The 15,801-nt window shown below is 70.9% G+C and carries 15 protein-coding genes; 4 read left to right on the top strand and 11 right to left on the bottom strand.

Going from position 1 to position 15,801, the window contains the following annotated elements; all coding sequences use genetic code 11:
- Positions 1-137: 137 nt before the first annotated feature.
- The 7 genes from E4099_RS01395 to E4099_RS01425 all read right to left on the bottom strand — a co-directional run bounded on the left by E4099_RS01395 (position 138) and on the right by E4099_RS01425 (position 6,583).
- On the bottom strand, positions 138-878 hold the full coding sequence (locus E4099_RS01395; protein WP_245244478.1) for a GPR1/FUN34/YaaH family transporter: 741 nt from the start codon (positions 876-878) through the stop codon (positions 138-140).
- A gap of 14 nt (positions 879-892) precedes the next feature.
- The gene (locus tag E4099_RS01400; RefSeq protein ID WP_135337025.1) at positions 893-2,779 is read right to left on the bottom strand and encodes an amidohydrolase; all 1,887 of its coding nucleotides are present in this window, start codon (positions 2,777-2,779) and stop codon (positions 893-895) included.
- Positions 2,776-3,729 (bottom strand): alpha/beta hydrolase, encoded by a 954-nt coding sequence (locus tag E4099_RS01405; RefSeq protein ID WP_135337026.1) that lies wholly within the window; start codon positions 3,727-3,729, stop codon positions 2,776-2,778. The genes E4099_RS01400 and E4099_RS01405 overlap by 4 nt, the downstream gene beginning before the upstream one ends.
- An 83-nt stretch (positions 3,730-3,812) precedes the next feature.
- Positions 3,813-4,421, bottom strand: a complete 609-nt coding sequence (locus E4099_RS01410; RefSeq protein ID WP_135337027.1) for a Dps family protein — start codon at positions 4,419-4,421, stop codon at positions 3,813-3,815.
- A 91-nt stretch (positions 4,422-4,512) separates the two neighbouring features.
- Positions 4,513-5,034: a DoxX family protein gene (locus E4099_RS01415; RefSeq protein WP_135337028.1), complete on the bottom strand. Its 522-nt coding sequence runs from the start codon at positions 5,032-5,034 to the stop codon at positions 4,513-4,515.
- 5 nt (positions 5,035-5,039) lie between these two features.
- Positions 5,040-5,702, bottom strand: a complete 663-nt coding sequence (locus E4099_RS01420; RefSeq protein WP_135337029.1) for a hydrolase — start codon at positions 5,700-5,702, stop codon at positions 5,040-5,042.
- Between the two features lie 224 nt (positions 5,703-5,926).
- Positions 5,927-6,583 (bottom strand): TMEM175 family protein, encoded by a 657-nt coding sequence (locus tag E4099_RS01425; protein ID WP_135337030.1) that lies wholly within the window; start codon positions 6,581-6,583, stop codon positions 5,927-5,929.
- A 348-nt stretch (positions 6,584-6,931) separates the two neighbouring features.
- Between E4099_RS01425 and E4099_RS01430 the strand changes: the two genes are divergently transcribed.
- A complete protein-coding gene (locus E4099_RS01430; protein WP_245244481.1) occupies positions 6,932-7,966 on the top strand; it encodes a helix-turn-helix transcriptional regulator in 1,035 nt (344 codons plus the stop codon).
- A gap of 60 nt (positions 7,967-8,026) precedes the next feature.
- On the opposite strand, the gene E4099_RS01435 is transcribed toward E4099_RS01430, so the two are convergent.
- Positions 8,027-9,004 (bottom strand): alpha/beta hydrolase, encoded by a 978-nt coding sequence (locus E4099_RS01435; protein WP_135337031.1) that lies wholly within the window; start codon positions 9,002-9,004, stop codon positions 8,027-8,029.
- 409 nt (positions 9,005-9,413) lie between these two features.
- Here E4099_RS01435 and E4099_RS01440 point away from each other — a divergent pair, with 409 nt between their 5' ends.
- The 3 genes from E4099_RS01440 (at position 9,414) to E4099_RS01450 (ending at position 12,833) form a co-directional block, all read left to right on the top strand.
- Positions 9,414-10,913: a PucR family transcriptional regulator gene (locus E4099_RS01440; protein WP_135337032.1), complete on the top strand. Its 1,500-nt coding sequence runs from the start codon at positions 9,414-9,416 to the stop codon at positions 10,911-10,913.
- A 700-nt stretch (positions 10,914-11,613) separates the two neighbouring features.
- The gene (locus E4099_RS34995; RefSeq protein WP_342451897.1) at positions 11,614-12,012 is read left to right on the top strand and encodes a hypothetical protein; all 399 of its coding nucleotides are present in this window, start codon (positions 11,614-11,616) and stop codon (positions 12,010-12,012) included.
- A gap of 146 nt (positions 12,013-12,158) precedes the next feature.
- On the top strand, positions 12,159-12,833 hold the full coding sequence (locus E4099_RS01450; RefSeq protein ID WP_245244485.1) for a sigma-70 family RNA polymerase sigma factor: 675 nt from the start codon (positions 12,159-12,161) through the stop codon (positions 12,831-12,833).
- Between the two features lie 48 nt (positions 12,834-12,881).
- On the opposite strand, the gene E4099_RS01455 is transcribed toward E4099_RS01450, so the two are convergent.
- From E4099_RS01455 to E4099_RS01465, 3 genes are all read right to left on the bottom strand, one after another.
- Entirely contained in the window at positions 12,882-13,685 is an 804-nt protein-coding gene (locus tag E4099_RS01455) for an ABC transporter ATP-binding protein (RefSeq protein ID WP_135337035.1), read from the bottom strand.
- Entirely contained in the window at positions 13,682-14,647 is a 966-nt protein-coding gene (locus E4099_RS01460) for a FecCD family ABC transporter permease (RefSeq protein WP_135337036.1), read from the bottom strand. Before E4099_RS01460 ends, E4099_RS01455 begins: the two co-directional genes overlap by 4 nt.
- Positions 14,648-14,721: 74 nt before the next feature.
- Positions 14,722-15,750 (bottom strand): ABC transporter substrate-binding protein, encoded by a 1,029-nt coding sequence (locus E4099_RS01465; RefSeq protein ID WP_135337037.1) that lies wholly within the window; start codon positions 15,748-15,750, stop codon positions 14,722-14,724.
- Between the last annotated feature and the right edge of the window lie 51 nt (positions 15,751-15,801).

Below are 15,801 nucleotides of genomic sequence, written 5' to 3' on the forward strand. Positions count from 1 at the left end.
GAGGGCGGGTCGGCGCGCGGCGGCCGTGCCGCTCCCCGCACGCACCGGAGGGGCGAGAGCCGGGGAAGCGCGTCGCCGCAGCTCACCCATGATCTCACCCCCTCCGGCGGTGTCCCCCGTGCGGGGTCCCCAGGCGTTCAGAGCGTGCGGCGCACACCCGCCTGGCGTTCCAGATTGCGCAGCTGGACGGTCAGACCGCCTTCCATGGCGGTGTACGCGGGACCGCTGCGGCCGATGGGCAGGACCTCCTCGCTGCGCATGTCCTCCAGCATCAGGGCGAATGCCGCGTACATCGCGACCAGTGCCACCAGGATGCCAAGGGCCCCGGAGGTGCGCGTCAGCCATTCGGCGCCGGTGAGCCCCGACAGGCCGGTGGCCGCCCAGCGGGGCAGGGAGACCACCAGCACCCACCACAGCGCGCGCTTGGGCCGGGTCACGGTGGTCATCAGCGCCCCGAAGCACAGGAACGCCAGGTTGAACACGCCCAGCACCCGCAGGCCTTCGGCCGCGCCGCTGAACATCACGAGCGCGTAGGCCAGCCAGCTGCCGGCGAACACGCCCATGAGCGTCGCCGCGATCACATCGCGGGCGCCGAAGGCCAGAACGCTCACCAGGAGTTGCAGGACGAAGGCGGGCAGCACGCACAGGGCGACGGCTCCGCGGGCCTCGGCCTCGAAGATCCCGAGCTGCATGCACCCCGTCATCACGGAGGCGATCGCCACCGTGAAGAAACCCAGCGGCATGGGCGAGGCGATGGGACGCAGAGTGATCCGGGTCATGGACCGCAGATCCGGTTCGAAACGGCGTTCCGGGGCAGCGTCCGGCCGGTCGGCCGGTGCTGCGTCGCCGCCGCCGGTGGCGGAGGAGGCTTTACTCACGTGCGCTCTCTCTTTCAGTGCTCGAAGCAGGGGTCGAGGAACGACGGCGGCGTATCGGCGGCGGAGCCGCGGTCCACGCGCCACCGGCGGTGCTGCTCGGACTCTGCGACGGCCTCGGCCAGCAACGACGCCTGACGGGCACCCCCCTGGTAGCCGCCGAAACGGGCCACCGGACTCCACTCCGGCCGGATGGGTGGAACGGCCTCGTCGAGTCCCTCGTACTCCGCGCTCGCGTAGACGATGCGACCGCCGACGACGGTGAGGACGGACTCGATGTCGGGAATGACGGCCTCGGGCACGGTGAGGTAGTCGTCCGACAGGATGGCGAGGTCGCCGTAACAGCCCTCCCGCAGGGTTCCCTTGACGTCCTGCTCGCCGGTGAGCAGCGCTCCGCCGCGGGTGTAGAGGCCCAGGGCGGTCTCCCGGCTGACCAGGTTCTCGGCCGGGTAGAGCGCGGTGCCGCCGACGGTGCGCCCGGTCACCAGCCAGTGCAGCGCGACCCACGGGTTGTACGAGGAGACGCGGGTGGCGTCCGTTCCGGCGGCGACGGTCAGACCCCGGTCGAGCATGGCGCGGACCGGTGGGGTGTGGGCGGCGGCCTCGGCACCGTAGCGGTCGCGGAACGCGGTGCCCTGGAAGGACATGCGGTTCTGGATCGACAGGGCGCCGCCGAGGGCCGCGATCCGGTCGAGGCTGCCGGCCGAGACGGTCTCCGCGTGGTCGAAGAGCCAGCGGTTGCCGCCGGGGAACAGTCCCTCCGCCGCGAGTTTCTCGAAGACGGCCAGGTCGCGGCGGATCGTCTCGTCATAGGTCGCGTGGAGCCGGAAGCCCCAGCCGTTCTCCAGCAGGAGCCGGACGGCCTTCTCGAACTCGGCCTCGTACCCGGCGGCGAGCTCGGGCCGGGGCTCGGAGAAGTTCTCGAAGTCGGCGGCGGCCCAGGTCAGGTTCTCGCCCGCGCCGTTCAGCCGCAGCCACTCGTCCCCGTCCCCGGGCTTGACCATCTCGGTCCAGCGCTTCAGGTCGGCGAGCTCCTGTCCGGCCGTCTGCGGGAAGAGGTGGTAGGCGATCCGCAGGGACAACTCCCCTGAACTGGCGAGGTCGACGACCGTGCCGTAGTTGTCGGGGAAGTTCTGGAAGCCGCCCGCGGCGTCGACCGCGGAGGTGAGGCCGAAGCGGTTCAGCTCACGCAGGAAGTGCCGCGTCGAGGTCCGCTTGTCGGCCTCGTCGAGGGCCGGTGCCTTGGCCAGCGTCGAGTACAGGACCAGAGCGCTCGGTGCCGCGAGGAGGACGCCGTTCGGTTCGCCGTCCCGGCCCCGTACGATCTGGCCTCCGCGGGGATCGGGGGTCTCGCGGGTGAAACCGGCGGCCCGCACCGCGGCCCGGTTCATCAGGGCCGACTGGTACAGGTGCAGGACGAAGACCGGGGTGTCGGGGGCGGCGGCGTTCAGCTCGGCGACCGTCGGCATCCTGCGCTCGGCGAACTGCTCGGCGGTCCAGCCGCCGACGACCCGGATCCACTGCCCCTTGGGGGTGCGGCCGGCCTGCTCGCGCAGCATGGCCAGGGCGTGACGCAGGCTGCGCACCCCGTCCCAGCGCAGCTCCAGGACGTAGTTCAGACCGCCCCGGATGACGTGCAGATGGGAGTCGTTCAGGCCGGGGATCACCCTGCGGCCGAGAGCGTCGACGACCCGGGTGCCCGGCCCGACGAGGTGGGCGAGGTCGTGGTCGTCGCCGAGGGCCGCCACCCGGCCGTCGCGGATGGCGACGGCACGGGCCTGCGGGCGGCCGGCGTCACCGGTGAACACCTTCGCGTTGCGGATGAGGAGGTCGGCCTGGGCGGGTTCGCGCCGCGGGGCGGGAACGAGGCCCGCCACCGGCATGCTCGCCGACGGCCCGGTCATGCGAGGGCCTCGCGCAGGGTGTCGGTGGCGACGCGGATGGCGAGCTCCGCGCCCTGCGTCTGGCGCAGTGCGTTCAGCATGACGAAGTCGTGGATGGCCCCCTGGACGCGCAGGGCGGTGACGGGGACGCCGGCGGCGCGGAGCTTCGCCGCGTACGCCTCGCCCTCGTCGCGCAGGACGTCGGCCTCGGCGGTGATGACCAGGGCGGGCGGCAGGTCGGCGAGTTGCTCGGCGGTGGCGCGCAGCGGTGAGGCGGTGATCTGGGCCCGCTCGGCCTCTTCGGTCGTGTACTGGTCCCAGAACCACTTCATGGCATCGCGGCGCAGGAAGTAGCCCTCGGCGAACTGGTGGTACGAGTCGGTCTCGAAGCTCGCGTCGGTGACCGGGTAGAAGAGGACCTGGTGGGTGAGGCGGACATCGCCGCGCTGCTTGGCCATGAGGGTGAGGGCCGCGGCCATGTTGCCGCCGACGGAGTCGCCCGCGACGGCGATCCGGGTGCCGTCGAGGTCCTGGTGGTGCCCCTCGCGGGCGATCCACCGGGCGACGCCGTAGTTCTGCTCGATGGCCACGGGGTAGCGGGCCTCGGGCGACAGGTCGTACTCGGGGAAGACCACGGCCGCCCCGGTGCCGACGGCGAGCTCGCGGACGAGCCGGTCGTGGGTGTGGGCATTGCCGAAGACCCAGCCCGCGCCGTGGATGTAGAGGATGACCGGGAGGGAGCCGGTGGCTCCCCGGGGGCGCACGATCCGGGCGCGGACGTCGCCGGTCGGGCCGCCGTCGACGGTGACCCAGTCCTCGTCGACCTCGGGCAGCGGGACGCCGTCACCGCTTTGGACGTCGTCCACGGCCTTGCGGCCGTCGGCCACGGGGATCTGGTAGAGGAACGGCGGCTGCGCGGTGGCGCCGGCGAAGGCCTCGGCGGCGGGTTCGAGTACCGGCCGATTCTTCATGGGGGGAGTTCTCCTTCGAGGGGATGTACGAGGTGGGGCGGGCGCTCTGCCGCCGCCCGCGACTTCGCCGTGTGAGTCGTCTGTCAGCCGCGGACCAAAGGGGTGTCCACGAGGTGCTCGGCCAGGAACCACACCTGCGCCTCACCGGTGCGGATGACCTCGGACACGAGCAGGTCGGTGCTGCCCTCGTCGCCCTCCTTCGAGAGCCTGGCGGCGGCGTCCCGCGCGTCGATCAGGATCCGCTCGTGCGCGTCGAGGAGCCGCGACAGCATGACGGGGACCTTCTCCACCCCGTCCGGCGGGCGGGGAACGGACGTCAGCTCCGCGACGTGGCGCGGGTCCGCGACGGCGACGCCGCCCAGGCTCTGGACCCGTTCGGCCAGCGCGTCCACGATGGCCAGTTGGGCCTCCGCGTGCTTGTCCAGCATCAGGTGCAGCGAGTAGAAGGTCGCCCCGCGCAGGAGCCAGTGGTGCTTCTTGTACAGGGAGTAGAGGATCTGCGTGTCGGCGAGGACGCGGTTCAGCCGCTGGCAGGCGTACCTGCGGGTGTCGTGGCCAAGGCCGATCGGCAGCTGCCTGAGCGTGCCGAAGGCCTGGGTCTCGGCACCCTTCTGGTGCAGCAGCGGCTGGCCGCCGCCGGTCGGGGACGTGGCGGTGGGTTCGGTGCCGGAGGCAGTGATCGCGGTTTCCATCGAGTACTCCATGGTCGGGACAGAAGTGGGAGGGCCCGGCCGCCCGGGCGGGGACACCGGGCGGCCGGACCCGGTCTCCGCGGCTTCGCGCTCAGCGCTCGCCCGGGGCGGCGGTCCCCGTCGCGGCCGAGGACGGCCGGTGCAGGACGAGCCGGGTGAGCAACCCGCTGCCGAGGCCGGCCACCAGTGCGAGGGCCGCCCACCACAACGGGTACGGCGTGAGGCCGAGGGCCGCGTCGAGGGACCAGGAACCGGGTCCGGTGGCGGCCAGAGCGGCGGCGGTGCCGATGAGGACGAGCGGGTACTCGTATCCGTCGTTCTGCACCCACAGGCCGTGGCCCCACTTCACCGTGAGGGCGACGGTCATGACACCGATGGCCCCTGTCGCGGCGAGCGGGGTCAGAAGGCCTCCGGCCAGCAGCAGACCTGAGCCGATCTGGCCGCCGCCTGCCGCCAGGGCGGTGAGGGCTCCGCCGCGGAAACCGTCGGCGCGGAACTCCTCGGTGCCGCCCTCCAGCCCCCTGCCGCCCAGGTGCGAGCTGATCTTCTGCACCCCATGGCCGGCCACGAGCAGTCCCACCAGCAGACGCAGGATCAGAATGCCGGTGTTCACGGACGTCAGCCGGCCGCGTGCGCGCCGATGACGCTCTGCGCGTACACGACGCCCAGGCCGTACGCACCCGCGTGGGCCTTGACGATGTCCATGACCGCGCCGTACGTCTCCTGGCGCGCCCAGTCGCGCTGGAGCTCGAGGAGGACCTGGACCCAGGTCACCGGGACGGCGCCGGCGGCCACCATCCGCTGGAGGGCGTGCTCGTGGGCGGCCGGGCTGACGCCGCCGGAGGCGTCGGCGACGACGTACACCTCGTAGCCCTGCTCCAGCGCCGAGAGCGCGGGCAGCACCAGGCAGACCTCGGTCCACAGACCCGACAGGATGATCTTCTTGCGCCCGGTCGCCTTGACCGCCGCCACGAGCGCCTCGTCCTCCCAGGCGTTCATGGTGGTGCGGTCGATGGCCTCGTGCTCGGGGAACACCTCGGCGAGCTGCGGCAGCAGGGGCCCGGAGAACGACTCGGCGGCGACGGTGGTCAGGACGGCCGGCACATCGAAGGCCCGAGCCGCCTTCGCCAGGCCCACGGTGCTGTTGATGATGGCGGCGCGGTCACCGCTGCCGGTTCCGAAGAACATCTGCGGCTGGTGGTCGACGAAGAGCATGACCGCGTTGTCGGGCGTGATCAGGTCCGCGCTCGGGGCGGCCTGCACCTTGGCGATGTCGAACATGAGGGGTCCTTTCGGAGCGTCGATGGCGCGCCCGCCGCCTCGGCGGCTCGGCACCCCCCGAAGCTATGGCCGATCCGGCCGACCGCCTGTGCTCCCCGTGCCCAGGGGTTGGCACCTCAGCGCACTCCTGTGTTTCTGATCGCCGTCGGAGCCCGTGCCGGTACGTCGTGCCCTCGCCCCGCCCGCGGCCCACCGTCCGGGAAGCCCCGTGGGATGCCGCCCCGTCACGAGGAGCCGTCCCGCCCACTGGGCAGTCCTTCGCTGGTGACGAAGTAGAAGACCGGGAGGAGCACGAACACCGCGATCGCCAGCAGCGGTGTGGCCAACACGCCGAGAAGCCCGGCGCCGGTGTAGGCGAGGGCTCCGGCCCACGAGCGCAGCAGTCCGTGCCGTACGTAGGTCGTCTCCACGTCGGGGTCCAGCAGTTCGGGTCGCCGGGCCATCTGCTGGTAGAGGGCCACCCAGCTCAGGCACATCGCCGCGGCGAGGCCGGCGTACAGCGCGACGGCCACTCTCGCGTCGGAGTCCGCCAGGTCGCTTTGCAGTGCGTCCGCGACCACCGCCGTGGGAAAGGAGAGTGCCGCCGTGGTGAGCAGGAGAAGCAGGTTGGCGGCATGGAGTCCGCGGTCCATGGCCCTGATGCGGACGAACGCCTGGTGGTGGTTGAGCCAGATCACCGCGACATAGCCGAAGGACGCCAGATAGCCGAGATAGGCGGGCCACTGGGCCAGCAGAGCGCGGCCGAGGCCGCCCGGCTTGTGCGGCGGGTCGGCGAGGTTGAGGACCAGCAGCGTGACGGCGATCGCGAACACCCCGTCACTGAACGCCTCAGCCCGTGTGGTCTCCGAACGGGAGAACTTGCGAGGATGGGTACGGGACAAGCCGGCTCCTGAAGTACGTGACGCATGTCGGATGCGAGTGTTTCCGTCACGGCGCATTCTCCAGGGATCGGTCCGTTCGGCAGGTGCCGGGCCGACGTCCGGGCGCTGTGCCGGTATGACCGCGGACCCGCGAGCGGGGTTCGGTCATTCCCGGGATCCGAGCCGCACCAGCCGCTCGCGGCGGTGACGGAGCAAAAGTACCGGTGCCCTCTCCTTTCCCGGGTCCACCGAAAACAGCGCTGTGCGCTCCCGGACAAGAAGAGGGCGCGGACGGAAAAGCCGGCCTCTTCTGGCACTTGGCCGCAGGACCGGCGGCGCACGCCTCCGACCTGCGCATTGTCATGGTCGGTGGTGCTCATCGATGGGGCAGAATGGCTGAGAGCTGTTTCCCTGGGAGGCTGTGTGCTGCTGCTCGATCTCAACACCGTGGCACCTCGTGAGCGAGTGGAGGCATTCCATCACGCGTTGACGGATTCGCTGGTACCCAACGACGTCTCGCACGAGGAGCCGGAGACCGGCATCCACGCACGTATGGAAATGTGGCGCGTTGGCGGATTGGACCTCTTCGCCACCCGGAATTCCGGCTTTGAGGTACGGCGCACGGCCACACACGTACGCCACCACAGGAGCCGTCCCGTGGTCTCGGTCTCGCTCCAGCCCCTGGGCGTCCACCGGGCCGAGGTCTCCGGCCGGCAGGCGTTCCTGGGCTTCGACGACATCTGCGTCTTCCATGAGTTGTCGCCCCGCGTGTACGGCTGGTCCGGCGACGGGGCATCCCGATCCATCATGTTCGACATGCACCGCCTGGGCGTGCCGGTGGACGCGGTGACGAGAGCGTCCCTTCAGTTGCGGGCCAGCCCACTCTATGACCTGGTTCTCCAGCATCTGCGCGGAATGTGGCGCGACCCCGGCCGCCTGGAGGCCGATCCCGGCGCGGAGGCTCTGGCCTCCGCCACGACGGAACTCGTACGCGCGTTGCTCGTCTCGGCCGCGCACGCCGAAGAGACCGTCGAGGTCAGGTCGACCATGGACGACACCCTCCTCACGCGGATCATGGCCTACGCGCGGTCGCACCTCGCGGACCGCGACCTGACGCCCGAGCGGATCGCGGCGGAGCACGCCGTCTCACTTCGCCGGCTCTACTCCCTGCTCAGCGGGGCAGGGATCAGCCTGGAGCAGTGGCTCATCGAGGAGCGACTCGGTAAGGCACGGCGCATGCTGGCCTCTGCCCGTTATGACCGCCTGACCATCGCCGCGGTCTCCGCCCGGTGCGGGTTCAGCAGCCCGAGTCACTTCAGCCGCCGTTTTCAGGCCGCCTACGGGGTGTCCCCGAGCGAATGTCGGCGGCTTGGCGGCGCCATCACCGTGAACGGGCCCGAGTGATCCGCTCGAACCGCGCCGGAGATGCCCGCCCGAAGGAACTCGCGCAGGTGCCGGGCGACGTCACACCGCGTGCAGGGCGGTGTGCAGGGTATCGGTCAGCTGGATACGGGCCGCCCTGGACGCCTCCGTGCCGCGGAGCAGATCGAACAGGACGAATCCGTGAATCGTGCCGTGATAGCGGATCGACACGACCGGGACGTCCGCCTGCCTCAACCGTGCCGCATAGGCCTCACCCTCGTCACGGAGCACATCGGCCTCGGCGGTGATGAGGAGCGTGGGCGGCAGACCCACGAGACAGCGGGTGGGCGCACGCAGCGGTGAGACGGTGTCCTGTGCGCGGTCCCGCGGGTCCGGTGCGTACTGCTGCCAGTAGTCTCGCATGGCGGCGCGGCTCAGGAAGTACCCTTCCGCGAACCGGCGATAGGAAGGGGTGTCCATCGCCGCGTCGGTCACCGGGCAGACCAGCGCCTGGTGGCGGAAGCGCGGGCCGCGGCGCTTGCGCGCCACGAGGGTGAGCGCGGCCGCGTACTGGGCGCCCGCACTGGCACCGGCGACCGCGATCCTGGTCCCGTCCAGTCCGCGTCCCGCCCCGTGCCGGGCTATCCACTGGGCTATGGCGTACGCCCGCTCGACGGCCTCCGGGTGGCGAGCGTGCCGGGGCACGTCGTGCTCGGGGATCACCACGGCCGCGTCCGCCCCCAGCACCAGGTCCACCACCAGTCGCCGATGGGCATGGGCATCGGTCAGCATCCAGCCGAATCCATGCAGATAGAGCACCACGGGCAGCGGCTCACAGGCCCCCGCGGGGCGCACGATCCTCACCCGGATGCGATTCCCCCCGCTTCCCGGCAAGGCCAGCCACTCCTCCTCGACATCGGGCTCCTCCCGGCCGCCGCCATTCCAGTAGGCGGCCATACGCGCCCTCGATGCGGCGCTGCCGGCGTGCGAGGAGACAGGCCACGGACAGGACTCGAGGAAGGCACGCGTCTGCCGGCCGAGGACGGGCGTCCCCCACGGAACCTGGACGTCTTCTTGCACAAGCACTCCTACGCAGGCGGATTCACGGACCACTGGAAGGGGCGACCGGCGCGCCCGCGGCCGACCGGGCAGGTACCCCATGTCGGAAGTGGATCCGCCGACGCGGGTGCGTACCAGGCCCTGGGGCGACGCATCCGTTCGCGACCGGGGCGGTGCCGTGTGACACGACCGGGCAGCGAGTCACCGGATCAGCCTGAGGTAGTTCGGCTGCGGATGCGCGGCGGCCCGGCATTCCCTGCGGACACGGGCAAGAGCCTTGCACTGTGGGGCATCGCGGCAGTGCCACCGTGGCCGAAGGACATGCGGGACCGGAGCGGTCCGGGTTTCGAGACCGGTGCCTGGCGGGCCGGCGCGCGATCCGGGCCGACCGTCCCGTGTCGCACAGAGAAGACCACGAAGGAGGACTGCCATGACCGATCCGTTGCGGCGAGCCCCCGTCGGCACTGCCGCGCTACAGGAACTGATCGAGGAACTCGCGGAGTCGCTCCGCCGGTCCGTGGCCCTGGACGACCCGCTGGTCAGACTCATCTGTTCGAGCCGCCACTTCGATGACGCGGACCCGACGCGCATCCACAGCCTTCTCCAGGGACGGGCGAGCGGCGACGTCACCCGGCACGTCCTCGACCAGGGTGTGGCCCGGTGGTCCAAGCCGGGTTTCCTCAAGGGCCGGGACGATCTCGGGCTGCTCCCTCGCTACTGCGTGCCGCTGCGTGAGCGCGGGCACTTCCTCGGTCTGCTGATGGTGATCGCGCCGGACGCGTCCCTGACTCCGGAGGAAACCGAGGCCATCGCCCGGGCAACACCCGCCATCGCCGCCCAGATGTACGCCGATCACGTCCTGGCCGACGCCGAGAAGACCAGGGAGCAGGAGCTTCTCCTGGCGCTGCTGGGCTCGAGCCCGGCAGCGCGCGCCGAGTCCCGAAGGCGGCTCCTGGACGAGGCGCTGCTCGCGGACGCCCCCCACGCGGTGGTCAGCATCGTGCAGGTGACACGCTCCCACGCTTCCCCCGGGCAGGTGGGGACCGCGCTGCGCGGGGCACTGGAGGGGCTCGCCCGTACCCGATCGGCGCCCCGCGCGTTCGCGGTCACCTCGGACCGAGCCGTCCTGCTCCAGCTCGCCGACCGGCCGTTGGGTCAAGAAGCGCTCCGGCAGCAGTCCACCCGCGTCCTGGAAGCCCTCGGCACCTATCTGGACGCCTCAGCCGCTCCCGTCATCGGCATCGGCGGTCATCAGACGGGCCTCTCCGACGCGTGGACCTCCTACGAGCAGGCACTCGTCGCGGTGCGCGCGGCACGCCGGATGCCCGAGCTGAAGGGCATCGGCTCCTGGGAGGAGCTCGGTGAGTTCGCCGTGCTCCTGCAACTGCCGGACCGTGCCCTGAACGAGTCGCTGCTCCCCCATCCGCTGCGCGCCCTGCTGGAGTCCAGCGGCAGACATCTCCTGGAGACGACGCTGCGATGCTTCCTGGAGCAGGCCGGATCGATACCGAGGACCGCGGAGGCGCTTCGGATCCACCGCACCTCGCTCTACTACCGGCTGCGGCAGATCCAGAAGATCACCGGACTCGATCTGAACAACGGGACGGACCGCATCACCTTGCACCTGGGCCTGCGCATCCGGGAACTCCTCCCTCCCGACGCCTTCGGCGACGACGGCCAGGGCCAGGCGTCCCCACCAAGCACTGATCTCGCCAGCCGCGGCCACCTCGGCGGCCCATCGCTCGGCGCCGATCCGCAGGGCCCGCGCGGCGCGAGCGTACGCCGGGAACGGCAGCGCCAGCCGCAGCGGACGCGCGCCCGGGGCGATCAGGCCGGGCAGTCCGCCGTGGCTGGTGACCGCGGCCAGGGAGCCCACCGAGGGGGGCAGCAGCGGGCGGACCTGCTCGGCGCCGGCTGCGCAGCCGACTAGTACCTGTTGCTGGGGCCGGTCGGAGGCCGGGCCGGGCGAGCGGGATCGCGTACTGCGCGCCGTCGGAGCCGCTGAAGGCGCGGCCACCATGCGAGTTCGGTCGCCGCGCAGACCGCGACGGCGGTGATCAGCAGTCAGGGCACGCTTGGCGCCCGGGATCGGCGGCTGTCCGGGGCGGTGGCGTCGGTTGTCATGCCCGCCCGCCGGCACAAGGCCCTCTCCCCAGACCAGGACGCCCTTCGGTTCCCACACTTCTCCAAGTTCGCAATGCCAACCGGCTGGTTGAATGTGACGCACCAATTCACGGAGTGATCCACGACAACGACCGGACTTCGGATGCGAGAATGAAGCCCTCATGACTGCCGGGTGGTGGGTTCGGACGGTACGGGCCGCGGTGTTTGCGACCGTATGTGTGGTCCTCGCCGCACTGGCGCACACCGTGATGTCCGGTAGCCCCGTCTCCTGGGGGGCGCTGGCGGCCGGAACCGTGGGGTCGGGGGGCGCGGGCTGGGCGCTGGCCGGACGCGAGCGAGGGCGAGCAGTGATCACCTCCTTGGTGGTCACTGCTCAAGGAGCACTCCACTGGGGGTTCTCACTCGCTCAGCCGACTGGGCCGCCGGCGGTCCCGGGTAACGGTTCGACGCGACCCCTGTCGATGGAATCCCCATCGACAGGGTCCACGACGCCTCACGCGGGTTCCATGGACATGAGCGGCATGGACGCCCACGCGCACTCGGTGCACGTGGGCTTCATGGGCATGGCCCATGCGAGTCACCGGGGTCACGGGCCCACCGTCGGCCTGGGGCATTGGCTGCCGATCGGCGTGCCGTCGCCGCTCGGCATGTACGCGGCCCACCTGGCGGCCGCTGTGCTGTGCGGTCTGTGGCTGGGATACGGCGAGCACTTCGCGTACCGCATGCTGCGCGCGTCGGCCACGTGGCTGACGGCACCGCTGCGCCTGTTGCTCATCCTTCCCACTCCGTGCCGTGGCCCTCGCGCCCTGGTGCGACGGGGCGGTTCGTCCAGGGAGCCGCGGCGTCTCCTTCTCGTTCACGCCATCACCTCGCGTGGGCCGCCCCTCGGGCCTGCTGTCGTCTAGAACAGCCGGTTCCCCGAGGCGCGGGTGCGCTTGGACACCCGCGCCTCGGGAAGCGGTCGTGCCCGCGCATGGCCGCGGTCTCGTTATCGCCGGAACGGCGTGTCCGTGTGCCGCCGTTTCGCGCACGATGCGTGAAGGAATATCAGGTGCTCGCTCCTGCCTTGCCCGCTTTGTACGATCAGCGAAAGAAGCATGACAGGCCCAACACGGCCGACCAGTCCATCACCGCGTGGGCGTTGGAGGCCCGCCACGGCAACCCGGACGCAGTCGAGCGTTTCGTCCGCGCCCTGCACAGCGACGTCCTGCGGTACGTCGCCCATCTGAGCGATGACCCGCAGTTGGCCGATGATCTGACCCAGGAGACGTTCATGCGCGCGCTGGGCAGTCTGCACCGGTTCGAAGGGAGGTCCTCGGCGCGTTCCTGGCTCCTGTCCATCGCGCGCCGGGCCGTGATCGACGACTTCCGCCGTACCGCCTCCCGGCCGCGTCTGTCCGACAGCTACGACTGGCGGCGGGCGGCCGAACTCACCCAGCCGTGCGACGTGCCGGGCTTCGAGGAGGGCGTCGCCCTGCTCGACCTGTTGGAGGCATTGCCGAACGAGCGCCGCGAGGCGTTCGTCCTCACCCAGATGCTCGGCCTGTCGTACGCGGAGGCCGCGCACATCACCGCCTGCCCCGTGGGAACGATCCGTTCCCGGGTGGCCCGGGCACGCGCGACGCTGCTGGATCTGCTAGCCGAGGCGGACGAGTCCTCTTCGGGTCACGGCGCACCTCACTCGCCCGTCCGGTCGCACGCGGCGGCCGTAGCAGCCGCCGCCTGACGTGGAGAACAGGTGCCCTGCCCGCGGAACGGGGCGGCCATCAACCCGTCAGCCGACCGTGGGCTGTGGCACCTGGTCCAGGCTGAGCGGCTGTGCTCCGTAGGTGATGCGGACGACACCGTCGGCGTGGCGGCTGGCGGTGGCCGCCACGCCGAAGACGTCGCGCAGCAGGCCGGGGGTCAGGACATCCAGGACCGCGCCAGCGGCGACCACCTCGCCCGCGTGGAGTGCCACGAGCTGGTCGCACAGGCGGGCGGCCAGGTCGAGGTCGTGGAGGACGGCGAGGGTGGTGATCCCGGTGGAGCGGATGAGGTCGAGCAGCTCGAAGCGGGCCCGGATGTCCAGGTGGTTGGTGAGCTCGTCCAGCACCAGGAGCCTGGGTTGCTGGGCGAGAGCCCGGGCCAGGAGTACGCGCTGGCGTTCGCCTCCGGAGAGGGAGGTGACATCGCGCTCGGCCATGTGCCGGATCCCGCACAGGTCGAGCGCCTCGTCCACGGCCTGGTGGTCGTCGGCGCCGTCACGGCCGAGCAGTCCGTGGTGCGGTGTGCGGCCAAGTGCGACGACGTCGCTCACGCACACGCCGGTGGGGCCGCCGCCCGCGTCCTGGAGGACCGCCGCCGTGCGGCGGGCGGCGCTGCGGGCGGAGAGGCTCCAGACGTCGTCGCCGTCGACGCGCACCACACCGCGCTGCGGACGCAGGGACCGGTAGATGGTGCGCAGCACGGTGGACTTGCCGCTGCCGTTGGGGCCGATCAGTCCGACGACGGCGCCCGGCGTGGCCTCCAAGGTCACGTCGCGCAGGACCGGGCGGTGACCGAGGGTGATGTGGACACGTTCCACGCGGAGCTTCATATGGTGTCCAAGCTCTTGTTGCGGCGCAGCAACCACAGGAAGAAGGGCGCGCCGAACAAGGCGGTGAGGATGCCCAGGGGCAGTTCGTTGGGGCGGTCGAGGGTCCGCGAGAGCAGGTCGACGACGACCAGGTAGATCGCGCCGACGAGGGCTGCCTGGGGCAGCAGTCTGCGGTGGTCCGCCCCGGTGGTCAGGCGCACCAGGTGGGGGATCATCAGGCCGACGAAGCCGATGCCGCCGGCGACGGCGATGACAGTACCGGTCACCAGGGAGGAAAGCACCAGCAGAACGGCTCTGAGGCGGTGGACGTCGATGCCCAGGGAGGTGGCGGACTCGTCGCCGACGAGCAGTGCGTTGAGCTGTCGGCCGAAAAGGGTGAGGGCCACGGTGGTGGTGAGGACGACGGTGGTGACGATGGGTAGTTGGTCCCACTTGGCGCCCGCGACGCTGCCCAGCATCCAGAACATCACCGTGCGCAGTTCGGTCGGCGTGGCTCGCAGTTGCAGATAGCTGGTGGCCGCCAGGAAGAGGTAGCCGACGGCGACGCCGGACAGAACGAGGCGGGTGGGCGCAAGCCGTCCTCCTTTCTGCCCAAGGACGAAGACCAGTGCTACCGCCGCCACCGCGCCGAGGAACGCGGCCGAGGACACCCCGATCCCGCCGAGGGTGCCCGTGGTGAGTGTGATGACCAGGACGGCGCCGAGCGATGCGCCGGAGGAGACGCCCAGCACGTAGGGGTCGGCGAGCGGGTTGGCGACGACGGCCTGCAGTACGACACCGGAGATCGCCAGACCCGCGCCCACCAGAGCTGCCAGTACCACGCGTGGGGTGCGGAAGTTCCAGACGATCTGGTCGGTCACCGGATCCCCGGGGGCGCCGGCGCCGGAAACGTGGTGCCAGACGATCCCCCACACCTGGTCCAGGGGAACGGTGACGGCTCCGATGCTGATCGCCACCGTCATCACGGCCGCGAGAATGCCCAGGAGGACGACCAGTACGGCCGCGGGGTGCGGCGGCTTCCGCCTGCCGGGGCGTATCAGAAGACGTCCGGGTGCAGCATTCTGGCGATCTTCTCCACGGCCAGGTCGTTGCTGGGGCCGAGGTAGATCGAGTCGGACAGTACGAGCGAGCGCTGGTTTTTCGCGGCCGGCCACTGGGGGAACTCCTTGAGCAGTTTGCGGGCGTACGCCTCAGGGTCCGGGTCGTTGTAGCTGATCACCACGAGGGCGTCGACCCGCTCGGCGGCGACCTTCTCCTTGCTGAGGTCGGCGAAGGTGGTCCGGGAGGTGGCGGCGAAGGCGTTGCGCCCGCCGGCCTTGGCGAGGATGTCGTTCCAGATGCCGTTGGCGGCGATCGAGCTGAAGTCGTTCCCGCCCATCGACATGTTGGCGAACAGCACCATGACGTTGGGTCTGTCCTTGCCCTTCACCTTGGTTGACACGGCGGCGATCCGCTTGCGGGACGCGGCGACGATCCGGTCGGCCCGATCGCTCACGTGGAAGATCTTCCCCAGGTCGGCCAGCAGCCGGTAGCTGTCCTCGACCGTCATGTGCGAGGTGTCCTGGTCGCACCCCTGCGGCGAGATGTAGGTGTTGGCCCCGACCGACGTGAGGTCCTCGCGGGTCGCGAAGCCGTTCTTGGCGTCGAAGCCGTAGGACGTGGTGGACAGCACGAGGTCGGGTCGCAGCCCCACCATGGACTCGCGGGGGATGTCGAAGGCGTCGTTGAGCGTGAGGTTCCCGTCGGGCAGCTTCCTGATGGCCTCGGCGCGGCCGGGGACCTCGGAGCGTCCGTAGGACTGCTCGTTGGCGACGATACGGTCGCCGAGGCCGAGCGCGAGCAACGAGGAGACCTCGGCCACGGAGGCGCCGTTCATGACGACCACCCGGCTCGGCGCCTTGGTGTACGTGGTGGTCCGCTCGCAGTTCCTGAGCGTGACCGGGTAGCCGGGGACGTTCGCGTCCCCAGGGGAGTTCGCCGTCGGGGAAGCCGGGGTCCCGCATGCCGCGGTGGCCAGGCAGAGCAACCCTGCCAGGGCAGCGGTGGCAGGCCGTTTCGTCAGCACACGGACTCCTTGGGTGAGAGGGACTCCGCTCAGTTAGTCGGGGCGGAGTCC

The sequence above is a fragment of the Streptomyces palmae genome, from assembly GCF_004684805.1.
In the GTDB taxonomy this organism is placed as follows: domain Bacteria; phylum Actinomycetota; class Actinomycetes; order Streptomycetales; family Streptomycetaceae; genus Streptomyces; species Streptomyces palmae.

What these genes read in the sequence shown, in the direction of transcription:
- E4099_RS01400 (WP_135337025.1), bottom strand. Translation starts at nt 2,779, where the DNA reads ATGACCGGGCCGTCGGCGAGCATGCCGGTGGCGGGCCTCGTTCCCGCC.
- E4099_RS01405 (WP_135337026.1), bottom strand. Translation starts at nt 3,729, where the DNA reads ATGAAGAATCGGCCGGTACTCGAACCCGCCGCCGAGGCCTTCGCCGGC.
- E4099_RS01410 (WP_135337027.1), bottom strand. Translation starts at nt 4,421, where the DNA reads ATGGAAACCGCGATCACTGCCTCCGGCACCGAACCCACCGCCACGTCC.
- E4099_RS01420 (WP_135337029.1), bottom strand. Translation starts at nt 5,702, where the DNA reads ATGTTCGACATCGCCAAGGTGCAGGCCGCCCCGAGCGCGGACCTGATC.
- E4099_RS01440 (WP_135337032.1), top strand. Translation starts at nt 9,414, where the DNA reads ATGACCGATCCGTTGCGGCGAGCCCCCGTCGGCACTGCCGCGCTACAG.
- E4099_RS34995 (WP_342451897.1), top strand. Translation starts at nt 11,614, where the DNA reads ATGGACATGAGCGGCATGGACGCCCACGCGCACTCGGTGCACGTGGGC.
- E4099_RS01455 (WP_135337035.1), bottom strand. Translation starts at nt 13,685, where the DNA reads ATGAAGCTCCGCGTGGAACGTGTCCACATCACCCTCGGTCACCGCCCG.
- E4099_RS01460 (WP_135337036.1), bottom strand. Translation starts at nt 14,647, where the DNA reads ATGACGGTGGCGATCAGCATCGGAGCCGTCACCGTTCCCCTGGACCAG.